This window comes from Delftia sp. SD018, assembly GCF_017355445.1.
Lineage (GTDB): Bacteria > Pseudomonadota > Gammaproteobacteria > Burkholderiales > Burkholderiaceae_C > Comamonas > Comamonas acidovorans.
On the sequence record NZ_JADDRN010000002.1, the window covers coordinates 349,847 to 372,676 of the forward strand.

Annotated in this window: 22 protein-coding genes; 12 read left to right on the top strand and 10 right to left on the bottom strand. The window is 66.6% G+C overall.

Annotated features, from left to right (window positions below):
• Positions 1–2 precede the first annotated feature (2 nt).
• Positions 3–911, bottom strand: a complete 909-nt coding sequence (locus INR38_RS04600) for a LysR substrate-binding domain-containing protein (protein ID WP_012202182.1) — start codon at positions 909–911, stop codon at positions 3–5.
• Positions 912–987: 76 nt separating this feature from the next.
• Between INR38_RS04600 and INR38_RS04605 the strand changes: the two genes are divergently transcribed.
• From INR38_RS04605 to INR38_RS04615, 3 genes are all read left to right on the top strand, one after another.
• A complete protein-coding gene (locus INR38_RS04605; protein WP_034368601.1) occupies positions 988–1,461 on the top strand; it encodes a CidA/LrgA family protein in 474 nt (157 codons plus the stop codon).
• Between the two features lie 5 nt (positions 1,462–1,466).
• Complete coding sequence (locus tag INR38_RS04610; protein ID WP_013800125.1) at positions 1,467–2,159, top strand: LrgB family protein; 693 nt, start codon at positions 1,467–1,469, stop codon at positions 2,157–2,159.
• 899 nt (positions 2,160–3,058) lie between these two features.
• Positions 3,059–3,373 (top strand): hypothetical protein, encoded by a 315-nt coding sequence (locus tag INR38_RS04615; RefSeq protein ID WP_207442894.1) that lies wholly within the window; start codon positions 3,059–3,061, stop codon positions 3,371–3,373.
• 434 nt (positions 3,374–3,807) lie between these two features.
• Here the strand turns inward: INR38_RS04615 and INR38_RS04620 are convergent, their stop codons facing one another.
• The 9 genes from INR38_RS04620 to INR38_RS04660 all read right to left on the bottom strand — a co-directional run bounded on the left by INR38_RS04620 (position 3,808) and on the right by INR38_RS04660 (position 12,921).
• Positions 3,808–4,083: a hypothetical protein gene (locus INR38_RS04620; protein ID WP_157760026.1), complete on the bottom strand. Its 276-nt coding sequence runs from the start codon at positions 4,081–4,083 to the stop codon at positions 3,808–3,810.
• Positions 4,083–4,856 (bottom strand): hypothetical protein, encoded by a 774-nt coding sequence (locus tag INR38_RS04625; RefSeq protein WP_207442893.1) that lies wholly within the window; start codon positions 4,854–4,856, stop codon positions 4,083–4,085. The genes INR38_RS04620 and INR38_RS04625 overlap by 1 nt, the downstream gene beginning before the upstream one ends.
• Positions 4,857–5,082: 226 nt before the next feature.
• A complete protein-coding gene (locus INR38_RS04630; RefSeq protein ID WP_207442892.1) occupies positions 5,083–6,531 on the bottom strand; it encodes an aldehyde dehydrogenase family protein in 1,449 nt (482 codons plus the stop codon).
• A gap of 36 nt (positions 6,532–6,567) precedes the next feature.
• On the bottom strand, positions 6,568–7,905 hold the full coding sequence (locus INR38_RS04635) for an enolase C-terminal domain-like protein (protein WP_207442891.1): 1,338 nt from the start codon (positions 7,903–7,905) through the stop codon (positions 6,568–6,570).
• Positions 7,906–7,949: 44 nt separating this feature from the next.
• A complete protein-coding gene (locus INR38_RS04640) occupies positions 7,950–8,936 on the bottom strand; it encodes a 2-hydroxyacid dehydrogenase (protein ID WP_207442890.1) in 987 nt (328 codons plus the stop codon).
• 106 nt (positions 8,937–9,042) lie between these two features.
• Positions 9,043–10,002 carry a tripartite tricarboxylate transporter substrate binding protein gene (locus tag INR38_RS04645; protein ID WP_207442889.1) on the bottom strand — a complete coding sequence of 320 codons (960 nt, stop codon included), beginning with the start codon at positions 10,000–10,002 and terminating at the stop codon, positions 9,043–9,045.
• 58 nt (positions 10,003–10,060) lie between these two features.
• Positions 10,061–10,972: a 5-dehydro-4-deoxyglucarate dehydratase gene (gene kdgD / locus INR38_RS04650; RefSeq protein WP_207442888.1), complete on the bottom strand. Its 912-nt coding sequence runs from the start codon at positions 10,970–10,972 to the stop codon at positions 10,061–10,063.
• Positions 10,973–11,018: 46 nt separating this feature from the next.
• Positions 11,019–11,996, bottom strand: a complete 978-nt coding sequence (locus INR38_RS04655) for a tripartite tricarboxylate transporter substrate binding protein (protein WP_013800130.1) — start codon at positions 11,994–11,996, stop codon at positions 11,019–11,021.
• Between the two features lie 148 nt (positions 11,997–12,144).
• Positions 12,145–12,921: a FadR/GntR family transcriptional regulator gene (locus INR38_RS04660; protein ID WP_224986218.1), complete on the bottom strand. Its 777-nt coding sequence runs from the start codon at positions 12,919–12,921 to the stop codon at positions 12,145–12,147.
• Positions 12,922–13,015: 94 nt separating this feature from the next.
• Between INR38_RS04660 and INR38_RS04665 the strand changes: the two genes are divergently transcribed.
• The 9 genes from INR38_RS04665 (at position 13,016) to INR38_RS04705 (ending at position 22,775) form a co-directional block, all read left to right on the top strand.
• Complete coding sequence (locus INR38_RS04665) at positions 13,016–14,332, top strand: glucarate dehydratase family protein (protein ID WP_207442887.1); 1,317 nt, start codon at positions 13,016–13,018, stop codon at positions 14,330–14,332.
• Between the two features lie 50 nt (positions 14,333–14,382).
• Positions 14,383–15,381 (top strand): tripartite tricarboxylate transporter substrate binding protein, encoded by a 999-nt coding sequence (locus INR38_RS04670; protein ID WP_063327751.1) that lies wholly within the window; start codon positions 14,383–14,385, stop codon positions 15,379–15,381.
• 189 nt (positions 15,382–15,570) lie between these two features.
• Positions 15,571–17,136 carry a galactarate dehydratase gene (garD, locus tag INR38_RS04675; RefSeq protein ID WP_047474984.1) on the top strand — a complete coding sequence of 522 codons (1,566 nt, stop codon included), beginning with the start codon at positions 15,571–15,573 and terminating at the stop codon, positions 17,134–17,136.
• Positions 17,137–17,206: 70 nt separating this feature from the next.
• On the top strand, positions 17,207–18,193 hold the full coding sequence (locus INR38_RS04680; RefSeq protein WP_034397739.1) for a YihY/virulence factor BrkB family protein: 987 nt from the start codon (positions 17,207–17,209) through the stop codon (positions 18,191–18,193).
• Between the two features lie 123 nt (positions 18,194–18,316).
• Positions 18,317–19,255 (top strand): LysR family transcriptional regulator, encoded by a 939-nt coding sequence (locus INR38_RS04685; protein ID WP_013800135.1) that lies wholly within the window; start codon positions 18,317–18,319, stop codon positions 19,253–19,255.
• Positions 19,256–19,491: 236 nt separating this feature from the next.
• A complete protein-coding gene (locus INR38_RS04690; protein WP_043823209.1) occupies positions 19,492–20,355 on the top strand; it encodes a branched-chain amino acid ABC transporter permease in 864 nt (287 codons plus the stop codon).
• On the top strand, positions 20,356–21,330 hold the full coding sequence (locus INR38_RS04695; RefSeq protein WP_012202200.1) for a branched-chain amino acid ABC transporter permease: 975 nt from the start codon (positions 20,356–20,358) through the stop codon (positions 21,328–21,330).
• A complete protein-coding gene (locus INR38_RS04700) occupies positions 21,317–22,081 on the top strand; it encodes an ABC transporter ATP-binding protein (protein WP_012202201.1) in 765 nt (254 codons plus the stop codon). The genes INR38_RS04695 and INR38_RS04700 overlap by 14 nt, the downstream gene beginning before the upstream one ends.
• Entirely contained in the window at positions 22,068–22,775 is a 708-nt protein-coding gene (locus INR38_RS04705; RefSeq protein WP_043823207.1) for an ABC transporter ATP-binding protein, read from the top strand. Before INR38_RS04700 ends, INR38_RS04705 begins: the two co-directional genes overlap by 14 nt.
• Positions 22,776–22,830: the final 55 nt, after the last annotated feature.

Below are 22,830 nucleotides of genomic sequence, written 5' to 3' on the forward strand. Positions count from 1 at the left end.
ACTCAGCGATTGTCGTCGGGATAGACCGCACGCACGCACTCCAGCCAGGCCCTCGCCGCGCGTGACAGATAGCCGCTGCGCCACAGCTGCACCACGTCCCAGTGCAGTTCAGGCCCCACCAGCGGGCGGCTGGACACGCGCCGCGGGTCGAACCGCGCGATCACATGCTCGAACATCACGGCCACGCCCACGCCTTCTGCCACCAGGTCGCCGATGAAGTCCCAGTAGCGCGTCTGCAGCCGCACCTGTGGGCTGAAGCCTGCCGCCGCGCAATGCTCCAGCACGGCCTGGTGCAGGGCGAAGTCCGAGGTGTAGAACACAAAGGGCCGCCGGGCCAGCTCGCTCCAGTGCACGGGTGCGTCCGGGTCGGGCACCTCGTGCGCGGCAAAGGCCACGCGTGTCTTCTGGTGGGCGATGGTGCAGTACTCCAGGCCCTCTCCGGCCAAGTCACCACCCGCCTCGCCCGCGCCGTGCAGGCCCAGCGCCATGTCCAGCTTGCCGTCCAGCAGCAGCTGGCGCTGGGCGCGTGCGCCCTGCTCCTGCACATGCAGTTCCACACCCGGATGCAGTTGCTGAAAGCGCGCGATCACGGGCGCCATGTAGTGCCCGGCCGTGGGCATGATGCCCACGCTCAGGCTGCCGCGCGCAATGCCGTCCACCTCGGCCACCTCCTGCAGCAGCTGGCGTGACTGCTCCAGCACCTGCAGGCCGCGCGCATGGACCACCTGGCCTGCGTCGGTCAGTTGCACACCGCGCCCCTCGCGCAGCAGCAGCGGGCCGCCCAGCTCCTCCTCCAGCGCCCGCACCATCTTGCTGATGGTGGGCTGGGTCACATGCAGCGCCTCGGCCGCACGCGTGAAGCTGTTGCAGCGCACCACCTCGACAAAGTAGCGCAGCGCGCGCAGGTCCATGAGGATTCCTTTTATGCATGGGAAAAATGGAGATTATTCATTTTACGAATCTGAGTGCAAACCCTAGGATTGCCCCATGTCAAAGATTTCCGCCATGCCCGTCCTGCGGCCGCAGGTGTTTCAGGGCCTGCTGCACCGCTGCTGGCCGCTGCTGCGTGGCGTGCTGCAGGTGGGGCTGCTCAGTGCGCTGTGGGTGGCCATGGAGGCCGTGCGCGCCCATTTCGGCTGGGGCATGCCGGCCGGGCTGATCGGCTTCGCCCTGCTGGCCACGGGCCTGTTCAGCGGGCTGGTCAAGGCGCGCTGGCTGCAGGGCGGCACCAACTGGCTGCTGGCCGAGATGCTGCTTTTCTTCGTGCCCGCCATGCTGGTCGTCACCGAATACACCGAGCTGATCCAGCACCAGGGCCTGCGCATCCTGGGCGTCATCGTGGCCAGCACGGCCTGCGTGATGGCCGCCACGGCGCTGGCCGTGGACCGCGTCTACCGGCTGGAGCTGTGGCTGGCCCGGCGCCGCTCCACACGCGCCGGGCTGCACAGGGAGCAGGAATGAACGCCATGTCCGACCAGGCCATAGGCCTGCTGTCGCTGCTGGCCACGCTGGCCTGCTATGCGGCCAACAAGCGCGTGTACCGCCGCCATCCGCATCCGCTGCTCATGCCCATCGTCGCCACGCCCATGGTGCTGATCGCGCTGGCGCTGCTGACCCATGTGCGCTACCCGCAGTACATCGCCCAGACGCACTGGCTGGTCTGGCTGCTGGGCCCCACCACGGTGGCCTTTGCGCTGCCCCTGCACGAAAACCGCCACCTGCTGCGCAAGCACTGGATGTCGATCGCCACCGGCGTGCTCGTGGCCAGTGGCGTGTCCATTGCCACCACCATCTGGTTCGCACAGGCCTTCGGACTGCCCGTGGACCTGCAAAAGGGCCTGGCCGTGCGCTCGGTGACCACCCCCTTCGCCATCGAGGCCGAGCGCGTGCTGGGCGGGCCCACCGACCTGGCCGCGCTGTTCGTGCTGCTCACGGGCGTCAGCGGCATGCTCATGGGCGAGACCATCCTGCGGCTGCTGCCGCACGTGCGCAGCAAGCTGGCTGCGGGCGCCATTCTGGGTGGTGCCGCGCATGGCAGCGGGGTGGCGAAGGCGCGGCAGTTTGGGGATGTGCAGGCGGTGGTTGCTTCGTTGGTGATGATGATTGCGGGGGCGTTGAATGTGGTGGTGGCGCCTTGGGTGAGGGTGCTGTTTTTCTGAAGTGATTTGCTGAAGTGATGCGGGAGCTACTATCCGTGACCGGGGTTTGATGGCTGGGGTTTTTGGGGACCCGGCTGTCTTTGGGTTTGGGGCGGGATGGGGCTACCCGTGAGGGCGTCCGCATGCCTTGCACATGTTCTTAACTCCCGCCCACCTTGTTTGTGCCTCGATTGCTTTTGGCTTAGGTGCAATCTTTTGCCCCTGCCGGGTGGTTGTTTTTCGAGGCCGGGTCTCGGCCCGGCAGCCGACTGCCCTTTCTTGATTCGCCAAGAAAGGTCAGATCAAAGAAGGCGACCCGGATGTCCGCGACCCCTTCGCTGCGCTGCGGGGCCACCTGCGCCGTGGCGGTTGCGGGGTTCGCCGTGAAACTCACTTCGCTCTTCGAGCTACGTTCAAACAATCACGGCGAGTCAGATGACGAAGCAGTCCTGTCCTGCGGCAGGACTGCAACCCCGCAACCACCACGGCGCAGGCGCGGACATACGGGGAGTGGGTGCGGGCCTTCGCTGCGCTCGGCCTGGAGTGCTGGGGCGCTTGCCATCTTGAAAGCCTCTATCATCGCGGCAACCCCCTGTTCCGGGGCCGGTGCGTAAGAACACCCAAAACGAAGCGGTGCGGCCTCGCCGTCAAGGAGGCCTTGTCACGTCTGATTTCCGGAGCGTGGGCGCAAGCCTGCGTTCCTGCGGTTACGGACGGGATGGGGCTACCCGCAAGGGCGTCCGCACGGCTTCGTTCGTGTTCTTAACATCCCGTCCACCTGTCTGTGCGTAAGAACACGGGCCGGTGGTTTTTGTTCTCACGAAGGAGTACGAAACCATGCACGGCATTTCTTCTTTTGCATTCCCCTCTGCCACCCAAGCGCCTCACTCTCGCGCATCTGCCGTGGGAAGGGTGGCGCCATGAGTACCGCTTCCACAACCCTGACCCAGCCCACGCCGCAGCAGTTGAGCCATGCCGTGACCGAAATCGGCCGGCTGACGCTGCAGGGCAGCAGCGAGGTGTATTCCCTGGGCCAGCTGGCGCTGGCCTGGCTGGAGCGGCCCGAGGGCTGCCGCAATCTGGAGGTGGTGGCCAATGCGCTGCAGGCCATTTGCGGGGCTGCGCAGCGGATGGAGGAGCTGGTGGAGGACGAGGTCAACTACGTGCATTGCCTGCAGGAAGACCCGGCGTATCTGCGGCGAATGGCGGCTGCTGCGGCGGCGTTTCAGCGCTGATTCAGGCTTTCTTGTGACAGGCCTGCCGGGGCATTGCGCCCCGGGTTTCGGTAAATTACTTTTAGGCTTTGTGAATCTAGATGTATGTAGTCTGCATGGGTGTGTGCACAGACCGTGATTCACTGAGACTTTTGATGACCCAGAGAATTCCTGTCATGGGATATTGTTCCGTAAACCAGCGGCAGTCCCCCTATTCGCCACCGGCCTGTCCATCCTTGTTTAGGAATGTTTGGTAGATCAGATATGGAATCAACGAAACTACCAGCCACCACCAGCTATATTGTATGTAGGCCAGAACCCAGCAAGTCCAGGCGAATATTACGGCACACCAACCAAAAATGATCGAAAAGCGAGGAGTTTTCATTAGGGTGTCTTCACGCCACTGAAACCCTACTGGACATAAGTCATATGGAAAATAATGCAGGCCATGAGATTCAGTCGCTGATCTTCTTGAACCGGCCGGATTTATCCCATCCACGGCCCTTTTCGCAGGAGACCTGTGCATAGCCAAGATCCTTTCTTATGATGATGTCTTCACTGATAGCACATATTTCTCCTTTTTCCACAACAAAGGCGATTACGAGTGGGTGATCGTTGTTTGAATAAATATTTACCGTGTCTGTAGCCTCCCATCGACCTGTTGGTTCATAGCTGCAAGCAACCAGTGTGGCGGCGAAAATAGGGCCCATGAATCGAGTAATTTTTTTCATCAATTTGCCTTTGAATAGTTCACTTTTCTAATTACACGCCCAGATTTGGAAACTGCAAGCAGTAGTTCCTTGGGAGAGGTTAGATGGCCGGATGAAGGATTGTTCTTGAACCGAGGATCGTGGGAGAGAATGCCTATCATCTCAAGAATCTCAGCAACATTGGTGGAGCAGCTGTTGGCTGTGATGCTGTAGGGTTTATTCTCCTTTACTCTTTTGTCAAGCTCTTTCTTGATGATTGATTTCTCTTCATTGGACAGGCGTATCACTAGGCCGATGATATCTCTTTTAACTCTATGTATATTTTCATAAATATACTCTTCTCGATCCAAAACTGCATATTTTGTCGGCGCACGACTGTATATCTTTCCATCGATATCAATTGCAGCATGCCCCCATTGGGATCCTGAACTGATAAACCTCCCATCAAAGATGAAAACCTCGATCGTAGGCCCCTGAATTACCGGCTCCGGCCCCATGAATTGCGCCATGCGCCGTTCGTAGCCAAAGATTGCTGGCGGCTGGGCCAGCAGTTCGAACATGCGGGTCGCTGGTGCAATCCGGCCCTGGGTCATGACGGGTGAGCCGGACAGTTGCTGAAAGGTGGCGATTGAGCGCTCCAGCGCCCTGGACCATCTGCCGTCCTCACGCAGCAGTTTGCGGCAGGGATCGCGCTGCATATGTCCGTTGAGCAATTGCTGGACAGTGAGCACGTCTTTGGGATGGTTCATTGCCGCCCGCCCCACGGGGCCGGAAATTCTTGCAGTTGTTGCCATGGTCTCCCTCCGGTATGGACGCCGGCCGGCTGAAGCCGGCTCTCACGTTGAGGAAGATGCTATGCAAGGCCCTGGTGCAATGGACGGGGCGGTCTGCACTTTCGCGCACGAGAATTGACTGTGGGCGCAACGACGAATGAAAAAACGCCATCCGCATCGTTTTGTTGCGGATGGCGTCAGTGATGAAGGCAGTCGCCAGCACCTGGCGGCTGCTTTGGGTTCAGCCTCAGGCCAGCGTATACGCCGTCTTCACCGTCGTATAGAACTCCTGCGCATAGCGGCCCTGTTCGCGCGGGCCGTAGCTGCTGCCCTTGCGGCCGCCGAAGGGCACGTGGTAGTCCACGCCGGCCGTGGGCAGGTTGACCATGACCATGCCGGCCTGGCTGTGGCGCTTGAAGTGGGTGGCGTGCTTGAGGCTGGTGGTGGCAATGCCTGCGGCCAGGCCAAAGGGCGTGTCGTTGGCCACGGCCAGGGCTTCCTCGTAGTCCTTCACGCGGATGACGCTGGCCACGGGGCCGAAGACTTCCTCGCGGTTGATGCGCATGGCGGCCTGGGTGTCTACGAACAGGGTGGGCGCCATGTAGTAGCCCTTGTTGCCGCTGCCGGTGTGGCAGGCGGCGGCTGCGCCGCCCGCAGCCAGCACGGCGCCTTCGGCCTTGGCGATTTCCACGTAGCTCAGGTCCTGCTCCAGCTGGGCCTGGCTGACCACGGGGCCCATGTCGGTGCCTGCGGCGCGGGCGTCGCCCACCTTGATCCTGGCCATGCGGGCCTGCAGGGCCTCGATGAAGGCGGGGTAGATCCTGTCGGTGACGATGAGGCGGCTCGATGCCGTGCAGCGCTGGCCCGTGGAGTAGAAGCCGCTTTGCGCGGACAGCTCCACGGCCTGGGTGAGGTCGGCGTCGTCCAGCACGATCTGCGGGTTCTTGCCGCCCATCTCCAGCTGCACCTTCTTGCCGCTTTCCACGCAGGCGCGGGCAATGCCGCGGCCCACGCCGACGGAGCCGGTGAAGCTGATGGCGGCCACGTCGCTGTGGCGCACCAGGGCATCACCGATGACGCGGCCCGGGCCCATGACGAGGTTGAAGACACCGGCCGGAATGCCCGAGCGGTGAATGATGTCGGCCAGCGCCCAGGCGCTGCCGGGCACGAGGTCGGCAGGCTTCAGGACCACGCAGTTGCCGAAGGCCAGGGCCGGGGCGATCTTCCAGGCGGGAATGGCGATGGGGAAGTTCCACGGCGTGATCAGGCCCACCACGCCGACGGGCTCGCGCGTGATTTCCACGCCGATGCCGGGGCGCACGGAGGGCAGGGTCTCGCCGGCCAGGCGCAGGCATTCACCCGCGAAGAACTTGAAGATCTGGCCTGCGCGGCCGACTTCGCCAATGGCTTCGGGGCGGGTCTTGCCTTCCTCGCGCGCCAGCAGGTCGCCCAGCTCTTCCTTGCGGGCCAGGATTTCGTTGCCGATCTTGTCCAGGGCGTCGTGGCGGGCCTGGATGCCCGAGGTGCTCCAGGCGGGAAAGGCCGCGGCCGCCGCGGCGATGGCGGCTTCCACGTCGGCGGCATTGCCCTGGGCGTACTCGCCGATCACATCGGACAGGTCGCTGGGGTTGGTGTTGGCGCTGTAGCCGTTGGCGGCCTTCCATTGGCCGTTGATGAGGTTGTCGTAGCGGGACATGAGGTGCTCCGGGAAAGGGGTAACGGAAGGAAGGGGTCAGCGCACCATGCAGGGGCGCTTGTTGTCGAAGGTCCAGCCGGGAATCAGGTACTGCATGGCCATGGCGTCATTGCGCGCGCCCAGGCCGTGCTCCAGGTACAGGGCGTTGGCGCGCTGCAGCGCGGCGCGGTCCACGGTGACGCCCAGGCCCGGGGTCTTGGGCACCTCGACGAAGCCGCCCTTGATCTGCAGCGGGTTCTGGGTGAGGTACTGGCCGTCCTGCCAGATCCAGTGCGTGTCGATGGCCGTGACCTTGCCGGGCACGGCGGCGGCCACGTGGGTGAACATGGCCAGCGAGATGTCGAAGTGGTTGTTGGAGTGCGAGCCCCAGGTCAGGCCCCAGTCGCGGCAGGTCTGGCCCACGCGCACGGAGCCGGCCATGGTCCAGAAATGCGGGTCGGCCAGGGGGATGTCCACGGACTGCAGCGACAGCGCATGCACCATCTGGCGCCAGTCGGTGGCGATCATGTTGGTGGCCGTGGGCAGGCCGGTGGCGCGGCGGAATTCGGCCATGACTTCGCGGCCCGAGAAGCCGTTCTCGGCGCCGCAGGGGTCTTCGGCATAGGCGAGCACGCCGTGCATGTCGCGCATGAGGCGGATGGCGTCCTTGAGCAGCCAGCCGCCGTTGGGGTCCAGCGTGACGCGCGCCTGCGGGAAGCGCCTGGCCAGCGCGGTGACGGCCTCCACTTCCTGCTCGCCGGCCAGCACGCCGCCCTTGAGCTTGAAGTCGTTGAAGCCGTAGCGCGCGTGCGCCGCCTCGGCCTGGCGCACGATGGCGGCTGGGTCCATGGCGGTCATGTGGCGCACCTGCGTCCAGTCGTCGGTGCCGCTTTGGTCTTCGCCGGGCTGGACGTAGGGCAGGTCGGTCTTGTCGGTGGGGCCGGTGAAGAACAGGTAGCCCAGCATCTCCACGCGGTCGCGTTGCTGGCCTTCGCCCAGCAGGGCTGCCACGGGCACGCCCAGGTGCTGGCCCAGCAGGTCCAGCAGGGCCGATTCCACGGCGGTGACGGCATGCACGGCAATGCGCAGATCGAAGGTCTGCAGGCCGCGCCCGCCCGTGTCGCGGCCGGCCAGGGCCTGCTGCAGGTTCTGCAGCAGCTTGAGGTGGTTGCCCACGGACTGGCCGATGAGCAGCGCCTTGCTGTCCTCCAGCGCCTGGCGTATGCCTTCGCCGCCAGGCACCTCGCCCACACCGGTGTGGCCCGCGCTGTCGTGCACGAGTACGATGTTGCGCGTGAAGTAGGGCGCATGCGCGCCGCTGAGGTTCATGAGCATGCCGTCGCGGCCGGCGACGGGAATGACTTCGATCTCGGTGATGGTCGGGGTGGAGGACATGGCGTGCTCTTGGATCGTTTGGATCGGTCTCTGGGAAAAAACGGCTATGCGGCGGCGGGGGCCGCCTGCTGCGCGGCGGACCACGGCACCTCGGCCTCGGGCCGGCCCGTGGCGATGAACTGCGCCAGGTTGCGCAGCACGAGGTCGGCCATGGCGCGGCGGGTTTCGTGCGTGCCGCTGGCGATGTGGGGTGCAAGCACCACGTTGTCCTGCGACAGCAGCTCGGCATGGGGGCGGGGCTCGTCCTCGAACACATCCAGGCCCGCGCCCGCGATGCGGCCCTGCTGCAGGGCCTGGACCAGTGCGGCCTCGTCGACCACGCTGCCGCGTGCCACGTTGATCAGAAAGCCCTGCGGGCCCAGCGCGTCCAGCACCTCGGCGTTGACCAGGTGCTGCGTGCCGTCGCCGCCTGCGGCCGTGATGACGAGGAAGTCGCTCCAGCGTGCGAGTTCGAGCAGCGAGGGCTGGTAGAGGTGGGGCGATCCCTCGACCGGGCGGCGGTTGTGATAGGCCACCTCCATGTCGAAACCGGCCGCGCGGCGCGCCACGGTGGAGCCGATGCGGCCCATGCCGAAGATGCCCAGGCGCTTGCCGCTGGCGCGCGTGCGGATGCCGAAGCGGCCTCGGCTCCAGTCGCCCCGGCGCACGAAGCGGTCGGACTCGCTCAGGCCACGCGCCGCGTCCAGCAGCAGGGCAAAGGCCATGTCGGCCACGCAGTCGTCCAGCACGCCGGGCGTGTAGCCCACGCGGGCGCCCTGGCGCAGCAGGGACTCGCGGTCCAGCGCGTCAAAGCCCACGCCGAAGCTGCTCACAAAGCGCAGCCTGGGCAGGGCCTGCACCACGCTCGCGGGCACGCCCATGGCGGCCGAGGTGACCAGGTATTCGAACTGCGCGCCGTGCTCGGCGAGAAAGCGCTCGCGGTCGGGCTGCTCGGACAGCAGCGTCACCTCATAGGCCTGGGCCAGTTCGGCATCGAGCTGGGGCAGCGGCATCTTGCCGAACTGGAGAACGCGTGGACGGGAGGTCGCCATGCCTTGGAATCCTTGGAACTTGCGGGGGGCTGGAAGCCCCGGTGAAAAGGGCCTGCGGTGCGCAGGCCAGCGGGAACGGCCCGGGGGCCGGCCCGTTGTTTCTAGCTCAATCAGCAGTGATTTTTCGGGTCTGGATCAGCTGCTTCCAGCGCTCCGATTCCTGTGCCTGGTAGCGCGTGAATTCCTCGGGCGTGTTGCCCACGATCTCCAGGCCCTGCTCCACGAAGCGCTTGCGGATGTCGGGCTGCTGCACGGAGGCGATGGCGGCCTTGGCCAGCTTGGCCTTCACATCGGCGGGCAGTCCCTTGGGTGCGGCCAGGCCTTGCCAGGAGTACACCTCGGCGCCCTTGACACCGCCCTCGGCCAGCGTGGGCACATCGGGCAGCACGGGCGAGCGCTGGCTGCCGGTCACGGCGATCGCATGCAGCTTGCCGCTGCGCAGATGGGGCAGCACGGCGTTGACGTTCTGGAACGAGAAGTCCACCTGGCCGCCGATCAGGTCGGTGATGGCCGGGGCACCGCCCTTGTAGGGCACGTGCATGCCTTCGGTGCCGCTTTGCTGCCAGAACAGCTCGGCCGACAGATGGTCCGAGGAGCCGTTGCCCGAACTCGCGAAACTGATCTTGCCGGGGTTGGCCTTGAGCGCGGCGATGACCTCGGCCACGGTGCGGGCCTTCTGCGCGGGGCTGGCCACGAGCACGTTGGGCGCCTGCACGGGGATGGTGATGTAGTCGAAGTCCTTGCCTGCGTCATAGGGCACGTTCTTGACCAGGTGCGGCGTGACCACGAAGGGGCCCAGCGAGGCCACCAGCAGCGTGTAGCCATCGGCCGGGGCGCGCTTGACGGCGCCTGCGCCGATGGTGCCCGTGGCGCCGGGGCGGTTTTCCACCACGAAGGGCTTGCCCAGCTGCTCGCCCATGCTCAGGGCCATGGCGCGCGCCACGGTGTCGGTGGAGCCGCCAGCCGGGAAGGGCACGATGATGTTGACGGCCTTGTCCGGAAAGCTGCCGGCCGCCTGCGCCGTGAGGGCCAGTGCGGCACCCAGCGTGATCAGAATCTTCTTCATGTTCTTGTCTCCTGGGGGGCGCAAGGGCCGGACTGGCCCCTGCGTCCGGTCTTGTGGCTTATTGCGGGCCGAGCTTGTCGATCAGGGCCTTGAGCTCTTCCAGCTCGGAGGGCTTGAGGTCCGTCAGCGGGGCGCGCACGGGGCCTGCGTCGTGGCCGACCAGCTTGGCGCCGGCCTTGATGATGCTCACGCCGTAGCCTTCGACGCGGTTGCGGATCTTCAGGTAGGGCATGAAGAATTCCTTGAGCAGCTTGTGCTGCGTGGTCATGTCGTCGGTGCGCACGGCTTCGTAGAACGCCATCGCCGTCTTGGGGATGAAGTTGAAGACGGCCGAGGAGTACACCGGCGTGCCCAGGGCCTTGTAGGCGGCCGCATAGACCTCGGCCGTGGGCAGGCCGCCCAGGTAGGCGAAGCGGTCGCCCATCTTCATGAAGATGGCGGACATGGTCTCGATGTTGCCCATGCCGTCCTTGAAGCCCACCAGGTTGGGGCAGCGCTCGGCCAGGATGGCCAGCGATTCGGGCGTGAAGCGGGTGCGGTCGCGGTTGTAGACGATGACGCCGAACTTCACGCTCTTGCAGACCTGCTCCACATGGGCGATCAGGCCTTCCTGGCCGGCTTCGGTCAGGTAGTGGGGCAGCAGCAGGACGCCGTGGGCGCCCAGGCGCTCCGCTTCCTGGGCATGGGCAATGGCCGTGCGCGTGGGGCCGCCGGCGCCCGCGATGATGGGTACCTTGCCGCGGCAGGTGTCCACGGCGGTCTTGATGATCTGGCCGTATTCCTCGCCGTACAGCGAGAAGTACTCGCCCGTGCCGCCGGCCGCGAACAGCGCGCTGGCGCCGTAGGGGGCCAGCCATTCGAGGCGGGCCGCATAGCCCTTGGCATTGAAGTTGCCGTTGCTGTCGAAGTCCGTCACGGGGAAGGACAGCAGGCCGGAACTCATCACGTCTTTGAGGTCTTGGGGGGTCATGGTGCTCTCGGGAATAAGGGTGGGGAAGAAAGAAAAAAGGGTGGAATCAGTCGAGCTTCAAACCGGCTGTCTGAACCACTTTTTGCCAGCGCTGGCGCTCGGTGGTCAGGAAGCGCGCGGTCTCGGCGGGGTTCATGGTCACGACCTCGGCGCCCTGGCCCGTGAGGCGGGCGCGCACCTCGGGCGAGCGGATGGCGGTGATCAGGGCCTCATGCAGGCGCTGGACCACGGCCTCGGGCGTCTTGGCCGGAACGACCACGCCTTGCCAGGTGCCGGTCTCGAAGCCGGGCACGCCCTGCTCGGCGATGGTGGGCACGTTGGCGGCCAGCGGCATGCGCGTGCCCTTGGACAGGCCCAGCAGCTTGAGCTTGCCGCTTTGCACATGGGGGTAGGTGGCCAGCATGCCGTTCATCAGCACCTGGGTCTGGCCTGCCACCGTGTCCTGGATGGACTGCACGCCGCCCTTGTAGGGCACGTATTCCCAGCGGGCACCCGTGGCGCGCGCCAGTTCCACGCCGGCCAGGTGCGGGGCGCTGCCCGTGGCGGTGACGGCAAAGCTCAGGTCTTCCTTCTTGGACAGGGCCACCAGCTCCTGCAGGTTGTTGGCCGGCACCGAGGGATGGACCACCAGCAGGTGGGGCGAGTAGGCCAGCATGGCCGTGCCGCGCAGGTCCCGGGACAGGTCGAAGGACAGCTTGGTGTAGAGCGAGGGCGAGATGGCCAGCGCACCCAGGTCGCACAGCATCAGCGTGTGGCCGTCGGGCTGGGCCTTGGCCACCATGTCGGCACCCAGGTTGCCGTTGGCGCCGGGCTTGTTCTCGATGACCACGGGCTGCTTGAGTTCTGCCGACAGCAGCGGGCCGATGGCGCGCGCGATGATGTCCGAACTGCCACCCGGCGGGTAGGGCACCACCAGGCGCAGCGGGCGCGTGGGCCAGTTGCTCTGGGCCAGCGCACCGGCGCCGGTGGCTACGAGGGCGGTGGCGCCAGCGGCGCGCAGGAACTGCTTTCGGCTCAGGGTCATGCTCTTGTCTCCGGGTTTTATGTTGTCAGTTGTCGTACAACTGAAGCCGATTTTTAACCGAGATCTGCAAGCAGTGATAAAGGGTTTTCCCTTGGTTGTCTGAATTCCCGTGACAAAGCCATCGGCCCCGAAAGGCCCATGGGAGCACTCAGGCGGCGCTGGTCTTTTGCGCCAGGCGCAGGCGTTCGCGGCTGTTGGTCAGGTGGATGCGCATGGCCGCGCGGGCCGAGTCGGCGTCCTGGCGCTCGATGGCGGCGAGGATTTCCTCATGCTCGCGGTTGACGCGGCGCAGGTAATCGGGGTCGCGCTGGGGCTGGTGGATGGAGGCGATGCGCGTGCGCGGAATCAGCTGGGCGCCGAAGTGGCGCAGGATGTCGCCGAAGTAGCGGTTGCCCGTGGCCTCGGCGATCTGGGTGTGGAAGGCCAGGTCATGGGCCACCGTGTCCTCGCCGCGCGCAAAGGCGATCTCGAAGGCCTGCAGCGCCATGCGTATGCCCTGAAGCTGCTCGGGGCTGCGGCGCAGCGCGGCCAGGCCGGCGCTTTCGGTCTCCAGGCTGATGCGCAGCTCCAGCACGGCCATCACGTCCACGGCGGCCGTCAGCTCGTCGGCATTGAGCATCAGCGTGGATGCGGGCTGGGCAGCGCGCACGAAGGTGCCTATGCCGTGGCGCGTCTCCACCAGGCCAGAGGCCTGCAGGCGCGACAGCGCCTCGCGCACCACGGTGCGGCTGACTTCGTAGGTCTGCACCAGCGACGACTCCGTGGGCAGCTTCTCGCCTTCGGCCAGCAGGCCGTTGCGGATCTTGCTCGCGAACTCGTCGAACAGCAGGGCGGCCAGATTGCGGCCGCTGCGACCGGACTTTCCTCGCAGGGGAAGCTCGATCGTTGGGGGTGATGCGGGAAATCCCTTTGCCGAACTTTCCATGGTGCTGATCATAATCGCTCCAAGTTGTACGACAACGTATCACAAGACGTCCACGCCATCGAGTTTTTTTGATCCTCCTGAACCCGCATTCCAGATGAGCACCACCCACGCGACCCACGCGATCCGCCACATACGCATCACGCCCATTGCCTTCCGCGATCCGCCGCTGCTCAATGCGGCCGGCATCCACGAGCCCTGGGCGCTGCGCTCCATCATCGAGATCGAGACGGCCTCGGGCCTGGTCGGCATCAACGAAAGCTACGGGGACCAGCCCATGCTCGATGCGCTGGCCAAGGCCGCGCCCGCGCTGGTGGGGCTGTCGCCCTGGGCGCTCAACGAGATGGAGGTCCGCGTCGCGGCCCTGGTGGCGCCGCCTGCGCTGACGGCCTCCGAATTCCTGGGCCAGCAGGTGTCGCTGGCGCCGGGCACGCATGTGTCCAAGACCGTGGCCAAGGTGGTCAGCGCCTTCGAGGTCGCCATGCTGGACCTGCAGGGCCAGATGGCGGGCGCCCCCATCGTGGACCTGCTGGGCGGCGCCGCGCGCGACAGCGTGCCGTTCTCGGCCTACCTGTTCTACAAGTACGCCGAGCACATCGACAGGCCCTATGGACCAGATTCTTCGCCCGACGCCTGGGGCGAGGCCCTGGCGCCGCAGCAGCTGGTGGAGCAGGCGCGGCGCATGATTGCGCAGTACGGTTTCCAGAGCATCAAGCTCAAGGCCGGCGCGCTGCCGCCCGAGCAGGAGGCGGCCGGCATCCTGGCGCTGGCCGAGGCCTTTCCGGGCACGCCGCTGCGTATCGATCCCAATGGCAACTGGACGGTGGAGACCAGCCTGAAGATCGTGCAGCAGCTGCAGGGCGTGCTCGAGTACTACGAGGACCCGGCGCCGGGCCTGGACGGCATGGCCGCCGTGGCGCGCGAGTGCGATGTGCCGCTGGCCACCAACATGGTGGTGACGGACTTTGCCGAGTTCCGCCGCAACGCCGAGATGGGCTGCCCCGTGAAGATCGTGCTCAGCGACCACCACTACTGGGGCGGGCTGCGCGCCACGCAGCGCCTGTCCACGCTGTGCCGCACCTTCGACCTGGGCCTGTCCATGCACAGCAATTCCCACCTGGGCGTGAGCCTGGTGGCCATGACGCACCTGTGCGCCAGCGTGCCCCTGCTGACCTATGCCTGCGACACGCACTACCCCTGGCAGGACGAGGAAGTCGTCGAGGGCGGCCGGCTGCAGTTCGAGCAGGGCAGCCTGCGCGTGCCCACGGCGCCCGGCCTGGGTGTGCGGCTGGACCGCGAGGCCCTGGCCCGCCTGCACGACAACTACCTGCACTGCGGCATCCGCAACCGCGACGACCTGGGGCAGATGCGCAAGTACGACCCCTCGTTCACCGGCCACCAGCCGCGTTTCTGAACCCGATTTCACACCATTCCAACGACAAGCCCTTCCCGGAGACAAGCACCATGCAACGCCGCACACTCATCCAACATTCCCTCGCCAGCGCCCTGCTGCTGGGCACGGCCCTGGCCGCCATGCCCGCCGCCGCGCAGGGCAACTGGCCCACGGGCAAGCCCATCACCTACCTGGTGCCGTTCCCGCCTGGCGGCAATACCGATACGCTGGCGCGCGTGATCGCCCAGCCGCTGAGCAAGGCCCTGGGCACGCCCGTTGTGATCGAGAACAAGGGCGGCGCGGGCGGCAGCGTGGGCTCGGCCATTGCGGCGCGCGCACCGGCCGACGGCTACACCATCCTGGGCGGCACCATCAGCTCGCACGCCATCAATGTGAGCCTGTACGCCAAGCTGGACTACGACCCGGTCAAGTCCTTCACGCCGGTGGCCATGCTGGGCTCGGGCCCGCTGGTGCTGGTGGTGCCGGCCTCCAGCCCCTACAAGACGCTGGCCGACGTGCTGGCCGCCAGCAAGGCCAAGGCAGCGGCGGGCGGACTGACCTCGGCCTCGCCGGGCAGCGGCACCTCCAACCACATGGCGCTGGAGCTGCTGGGCTACCAGACGGGCGTGAAGTTCACCCACGTGCCCTACAAGGGCAGCGGCCCAGCCGTGCAGGACGTGATCGGCGGCCAGGTGGACATGATGTTCGACACCGCCCTGGTCGTCGGCCCCCATGTGCAGGCCGGCAAGCTGCGTCCCATTGCCGTGACCAGCTCGCGGCGCCTGGAGTCCCTGCCCGATGTGCCCACCATCGCCGAGGCCGGCGAGAAGGGTTTCGACATGGGCTCCTGGCAGGCCGTGTTCGCGCCCGCAGGCACGCCCAAGCCCATCGTGGACCGGCTGCATGCGGAGATCATGAAGATCGTCGCCACGCCTGAGGTGCAGGCGCGCCTGAAGAACTTCGGCATGCTGCCCTCGCAGATGACGCCGGCCGAGCTGGGCGAGTACCAGAAGGCCGAGGTGGTCAAGTGGGGGAAGGTGATCAAGGCTGCTGGAATAAAGGCAGAGTAAATAAAGCACCCCCTGAGCGGCTTGCGCCGCTTCCCCCTCTCTACTTGCTTCGCAAGGGAGGGGGACGACACCCTCGCTGCGGGGCGGCCCTTGCTTGGTGTCCCTCGCCTTGGGCCGCGCCGGTTGCGTGGGCTGTGCCAGCTGCTTTACTGCTGTAGTGCCAGCCCTTTAGAAAATTGAGACATTGCCATGAGTACCCCACTTCCTCTTTCCATCCGCATGCATCCGGCCGACAACGTGGCCATCGTGGCCAATGACGGGGGGTTGCCTGCGGGCACGGTGATGCCCGGGGGGCTGGTGCTGGTCGACAAGGTGCCGCAGGCGCACAAGGTGGCGCTGGTGGACATTGCCGAGGGCGGCGAGGTGCGCCGCTACAACGTGGTGATCGGCTATGCGCTGCAGGCCATTGCCGCGGGCAGCTGGGTGCATGAGCGGCTGCTGCGCATGCCGGGGGCGCTGTCTCTTGAGGGGTTGCCGATCGCCACGGTGCAGCCGCCCGAGCTGCCGCCGCTGACGGGCTACACCTTCGAGGGCTACCGCAATGCCGATGGCACGGTGGGCACACGCAATATCCTGGCCATCACCACCACGGTGCAGTGCGTGGCCGGGGTGCTGGATTTCGCGGTGGGCCGCATCAAGGCCGAGCTGCTGCCGCGCTATCCGAATGTGGACGATGTGGTGGGCCTGGAGCACAGCTATGGCTGTGGCGTGGCCATCGATGCTGTGGGCGCCGAGATTCCGCAGCGCACGCTGCGCAACATCAGCCACAACCCGAATTTTGGCGGCGAGGTGATGGTGGTGAGCCTGGGCTGCGAGAAGCTGCAGCCCGAGCGGCTGCTGCCGCCGGGGTCCTTCCCCATCGTCGATGAGCGCGAGCCCGCGCTGGACGTGGTCTGCCTGCAGGACGAGGCGCATGTGGGCTTCATGTCCATGGTGGACTCCATCATGGGCAGCGCCAGGGTGCATCTGGAGCGGCTGAACGCGCGCCGGCGCGAGACCGTGCCGGCCAGCGCCCTGGTGGTGGGCGTGCAGTGCGGCGGCAGCGATGCGTTCAGCGGCGTCACGGCCAATCCGGCCGTGGGCTTTTGCACCGATTTGCTGGTGCGCGCAGGCGCCACCGTGATGTTCAGCGAGGTGACCGAGGTGCGCGACGGCATCGACCAGCTCACCTCGCGCGCCTCCAGCCCCGAGGTGGCCCAGGCCATGATCGAGGAGATGGCCTGGTACGACGCCTACCTGGACAAGGGCCGCGTGGACCGCAGCGCCAACACCACGCCGGGCAACAAGAAGGGCGGCCTGTCCAACATCGTCGAGAAGGCCATGGGCTCCATCATCAAGAGCGGCACGGCGCCCATCACCGGCGTGCTGTCGCCGGGCCAGCGGCTGGCCGACCGGGGCATCCAAAGCGGCCTGGTCTACGCGGCCACGCCGGCCAGCGACTTCATCTGCGGCACGCTGCAGCTGGCCGCCGGCATGAACCTGCATGTGTTCACCACGGGCCGGGGCACGCCCTACGGCCTGGCCCAGGTGCCCGTGATCAAGGTGGCCACGCGCAGCGACCTGGCGCGGCGCTGGCATGACCTGATGGACGTGAACGCGGGCCGCATCGCCGAAGGCCAGGCCAGCATCGAGGACGTGGGCTGGGAGATGTTCCGCCTGATGCTGGACGTGGCCAGCGGCCGCAGGAAGACCTGGGCCGAGCAGTGGAAGCTGCACAACGCCCTGGTGCTGTTCAATCCAGCGCCCGTGACCTGAGCCGCGCGCACAGGCCCCTGTCGGCACAGGCTGACAGGGCGCTGGTGCGCCGCTGCGCACAATGGGGGCCATGCCCTCAGATACCCCGGAAACTCCCCCCGCCTCGTCCTGGTCCGCACGCCTGCAGCGCCTGATGGAGCTGAACCCGCTGCGCGCCATGTGGAATGCCGTGCAGCTGTGGCTGGACGCCGATGGCCTGCGCATGAGCGCGGCCATGTCTTTCTACGGCATCCTGAGCCTGGCGCCGCTGCTGCTGCTGCTGGTCGGCCTGCTGGGCTGGTGGGTGGACCGCAGCTATGTGGAACACCAGTTGATCGACCAGGTGCAGGACGTGATCGGCGAGCGCGGTGCCCAGGTGGTGCGCGGCGCGCTGGAAAGCGCCCAGCGGCCCGACGAGGGGCGGCTGGCCTCGCTGTTCGGCTTCATCCTGCTGATGTCGGGCGCCACGGGTGTGTTCGTGGAGCTGCAGTCCGCGCTGGAAAAGCTCTGGACCTCGAACGGCGAGCCACCGCCGCCCAAGGCCGTGTGGTGGCGCATGGCTGCGCTGCGGCTGCGCGGCCTCACCTATGTGCTGGCGCTGGGCTTCTTGCTGCTGGTGTCCATGGCCCTGTCCACGGCCATCCAGCTGATCACCAACTGGGCCGGCACCAAGCTGCAGATGCAGCCTCTGGGGCCGCTGATCAGCCTGATCAACGAATGCGTGTCCTTCGGCATTGCCGTGCTGCTCTTCGTGGGGCTGATGCGCATCGGCAGCGGCCCCAAGCCCCGGCTGCGCTATCTCATCTTCGGCGCCATCGTCGGCGCCCTGCTGTTCACGCTGGGCAAGCAGGCCCTGGCCTGGTATCTGTCCACGGCGGCCGTGGTCTCGGCCTATGGCGCGGCGGGTTCGCTGGTGGTGCTGTTGATGTGGATCTATTTCTCGTCGGCCATCCTGCTGCTGTCGGCCGCCACGGCCAAGGCTTTCAGCGACGCCGAGGTGCGCTTCACCCACCCCATCCGCTGGGCGCCGCCCGCCGGTCCAGCGCAGGCCAGGGACACTTCGGACGGCAAGGGCTGAGCGGCTGCATTTCGACGAAGATGAACGCCTGCGCCGCGGCCCGCAAAGCCGCGGCGCAGGCGTTTGGGCAATGGAACAATGCAGCAAAGTCCCCTGGCACCAAGGCCGGGGGCCAAGGACAAGATGGACCGATTGCAGACCATGCGGGTGTTTCAGACCGTGGCCGACGAGGCCGGGTTTTCGGCGGCGGCGCGTCGCCTGGACATGTCCGTGCCCACGGTCACGCGCCTGGTGGCCGACCTGGAGCAGCACCTGGGCACGAGGCTGCTGCAGCGCACCACGCGCAGCGTGTCGCTGACCGAGGCCGGCGAGGCCTATCTGGAGCGCGTGCGCGGCATCCTGGCCGATGTGGAGGATGCCTTCAGCCTGGCGCAGGCGCACACGCTGGAGCTGTCGGGCGCCGTGCGCGTGCTCACGCCGCCCGTGTTTGCCGAGCATGTGCTGGCGCCGCTGGTGGCGGACTTCCACCGCCTGCACCCGCGGATATGCATCGAGGTCTTCGTGGAGTCGGCCAGCGAGGCCGCCGTGGGCGAATATGACATCACCTTCCTCAACGCCGAGGAGGGCTATGACGGCAACGTGGTGGCGCGGCCCATCGTCACCACCTGCGGCCTGGCCTGCGCCTCGCCCGAGTACCTGGACGCCCATGGCGTGCCCGCCGTGCCCGGGGATCTGGCGGGCCACCAGTGCCTGCTGCGCCGCCGCGCCCAGGGCCGCTCCGACGTGCTGCGCCTGCGCCGGCTCGATGGCAACGCGGGCGAGGCCGAGGTGGCCGTGCAGCCCGTGCTGGTGGCCAACCACACCGGCACGCTGCTGCGTGCCACGCTGGACGGCGCGGGCATCAGCACCCAGCCGCTGGACCTGATTGCGCGCCACCTGCGTTCGGGCCGCCTGCGCCATGTGCTGCCCGAATGGACCACGGGCCATTTCACGCTCTACGCCACCTTGCCCACGCGCAAGTTCATGCCGGCGCGCGTGCGCAGCTTCCTGGACTTCGTGGCCGAGCACACGCAGCGCTCCATGCAGGGCCTGCCCGCCAACTTGCCGGCCCTGTCCATCTGAGCGCGGCTGTCATCTAGGTTACTGGCGGGGCCCTGAGGGTCTCGGGGTTTCCCAGGTGAATTCCGCTGTGCGGAATCTTCGGGTTGATCGTGGCGCCGCCCCCCTCCTAAGCTGGCCTTGCCTGTCTGCCGCATGCGTTGTCGCGCCGCGCCGGCCGGCCATGCAAAGGAGACAAGACAATGCAAGCACAGACCCTGGCCGGGCGCCGAGCCGCGCCTTTCCGCAGGAGGCGTTGAATGGACGTTTTTCTGCAGCAAGTGCTCAACGGCCTGACCCTGGGCGGCATCTACGGCCTGGTGGCCCTGGGCCTGACCCTGGTCTACGGCATCCTGCACGTGCCCAATTTCGCGCACGGCGGCTTCTACATGATCGGCGCCTTCGTGGCCTTCCAGGCCATGGTGGCCTGGAGCTGGGGCTACTGGGCGGCCATGCTGACCGCAGCCATCGCGGTGGCGGTGCTGGGCATCGTCAGCGAGCGGCTGATCTTCCATCCGCTGCGCAAGGCCTCGCCCCTGCATCCCAAGATCGCCTCCATCGGGCTGCTGCTGTTCCTGGAAGCGGGCGCCCAGGCGCTGTGGGGCGCGGACTTCCAGCGCATGCCCACGCCCTACACCTCCATCGTGGAGATGGGCGGCATCACGGCGCCCGCGCAGCGCCTGCTGATCATCGGCGCGGCCTTTGCGCTGATGGTGGCCTTGCACCTGTTCCTGACGCGCACCATCACGGGCGCGACCATCATCGCCATGGCGCAGAACCGTGAGGGCGCATCGATGGTGGGCATCGACGCCAACCGCGTGTCCATGCTGACCTTTGCCATCTCGGGCGTGCTCGCGGCCGTGGCGGCCACGCTGTATGCGCCCATCAACCTGGTCTATCCGGCCATGGGCCACCTGGTCATCACCAAGGCCTTCGTGATCATCATCCTGGGCGGCATGGGCAGCATCCCGGGCGCCGTGCTGGGCGGGCTGATCATCGGCTTTGCCGAGAGCTTCGGCGCCTACTACATCTCCACCGACTACAAGGACATCATCGCCTTCGTGCTGCTGGTGGTGATCCTGTCGCTGCGCCCGCAGGGCCTGTTCGCCAAGAGGAGTCATTGAATGAACGGATTCATCGACTCCCGCGTTGCCTGGGGCCTGCTGCTGGCCGCCGGCATCGCCTTTCCCTGGCTGGCGGGCAACGACTACCACCTCACGGTGATGAGCACGGCCTACATCTTCGCCATTGCCACGCTGGGCCTGAACCTGATCACGGGCTACACGGGCCAGCTCAACCTCGCGCATGCGGGCTTCATGGCCGCGGGCGCCTATACCGTGGGCATCCTCACGGTGGACCATGGCTGGCCGTTCTGGGGCGGGCTGGTGATGTCGGGCGTGGTGTGCGCGGTGCTGGGCTACCTGATCGGCATCGTCTCGCTGCGCCTGAAGGGGCACTACTTCTCGATCTTCACGCTGTGCGTGGGCTACATCATGTTCCTCGTCATCGAGAAGTGGGAGGGCCTGACCCACGGCACGGTGGGCATCATGGGCATCCCCGCGCCCGAGGCCCTGGGCGCGCTGAGCTTCGAGTCGCCGCTGGCGCTGTACTACCTGGTGCTGGCCTTCCTCGTGGCCTCGGTCTGGGTGATGCGGCGCATCGTCCGGTCGCTGCTGGGCCGCACCTTCATGGCCATCCGCAACAGCGACGAGCTGGCCGAGGCGCTCGGCATCAACCTCATGCGCAACAAGGTGCTGGCCTTCATGCTGAGCGTGGTCTACGCGGGCGTGGCCGGCGGCCTGTATGCGGGCTTCGTGCGCTTCATCGGTCCCGACATGGCCGGCGTGCACCACACCTTCGACATGATGATCTTCGCCATGGTCGGCGGCATGGGCACGGTGCTGGGGCCGCTGCTGGGCGCCATCGGCATGCCCTGGATCACGCAGTACCTACAGTTCCTGCAGGAGTACCGCTTCATCGTCTTCGGCCCGATTCTCGTGATGCTGGTGATCTTCATGCCCTACGGCGTGGTGGGCAGCTTCACCGCATGGCGCGCGCGCCGCAATGCCAAGGAGGGCAAGCCGCATGCTCAAGATTGACCACCTGACCAAGACCTTCGGCGGGCTGGCCGCCGTGAGCGATGTCAGCACCGTGATCGAGGAAGGCCGCATCAACGCCATCATCGGCCCCAACGGCGCGGGCAAGACCACGTTCTTCAACCTGATCAGCTGCGTGCACAAGCCCACCTCGGGCACCATCACCTTCAACGGCCAGGACGTGACCTCGCTGCGCACCGACCAGGTGGCGAAACTGGGCGTGGCGCGCACCTTCCAGACCACGGCGCTGTTCGACCGCGCCACGGTGCTGGACAACCTCATCGTGGGCCACCGGCTGCGCACGCGCTCAGGCCTGTGGGACGTGCTGCGCGGCTCCAGCCGCCTGCGCGAGGAAGAGCGCGTGTGCCGTGAAAAGGCGCGCGACGCGCTGGACTTCGTTGGCCTGTCGCATGTGGCCGGCCGCATCGCGGGCGACATCACGCAGGAGGAGCGCAAGCGCGTGGCCTTCGCGCTGGCCCTGGCCACCGACCCCAAGCTGATGCTGCTCGACGAGCCTGCCGGCGGCGTCAACCCCGAGGAGACCGAGGGCCTGGCCGAGCTGATCCGCAAGCTGGTGCGCCACGGCATCACGGTGGCGCTGATCGAGCACAAGATGGGCATGATCATGAGCCTGGCCGACAAGATCCTGGTGCTCAGCTACGGCGAGAAGATCGCCGAGGGCACGCCCGAGGAAATACGCCGCAACCCCGCCGTCATCGATGCCTACCTGGGGAGCGAGCATGCTGAAGTTTGAGAACGTGTCGCTGCGCTACGGCAGCTTCCTGGCGCTGGACGGCGTGAGCCTGCATGCCGACCGCGGCGAGCTGGTGGTGCTGCTGGGCGCCAACGGCGCAGGCAAGAGTTCGCTGTTCCTCACGGCCAGCGGCATCCACAAGGCTGCGGGCGGCTCCATCGTCTGGAATGGCAAGGAGCTGGCCGGCAGCAAGCCATCGGCCATCGTGCAGTCCGGCGTGGTGCAGTGCCCCGAGGGGCGCAAGCTGTTTCCCCAGATGTCGGTGCTGCGCAACCTGCAGCTGGGCGCCTACGTGCACCGCCGCGACCCCGGCCCCAGCCAGAAGACGCTGCAGGAGGTGATGGAGCTGTTTCCCATCCTGCGCGAGAAGCAGCACGACCCGGCCGGCTCGCTGTCGGGCGGCCAGCAGCAGATGGTGGCCATCGGCCGCGCCATGATGGGCCGGCCCCAGGCCCTGCTGCTGGACGAGCCCTCGCTGGGCCTGGCGCCCCTGGTCATCAAGCAGATGTTCGAGGCCATACAGCGCATCAACGCGGCCGGCACCACCGTGCTGCTGGCCGAGCAGAACGCCTATGCGGCGCTGAAGATCGCGCACCGCGCCTATGTGATGGAAAGCGGCCGCATCGTGCGCGAGGGCAAGCCGGCCGAGCTGCTGGCCGACGACTCCATCCGCAAGGCGTACATCGGCGCATGACATGACACTGCACCCCCTGAGCCGCTGCGCGGCTTCCCCCTCTCTCTCGCTTCGC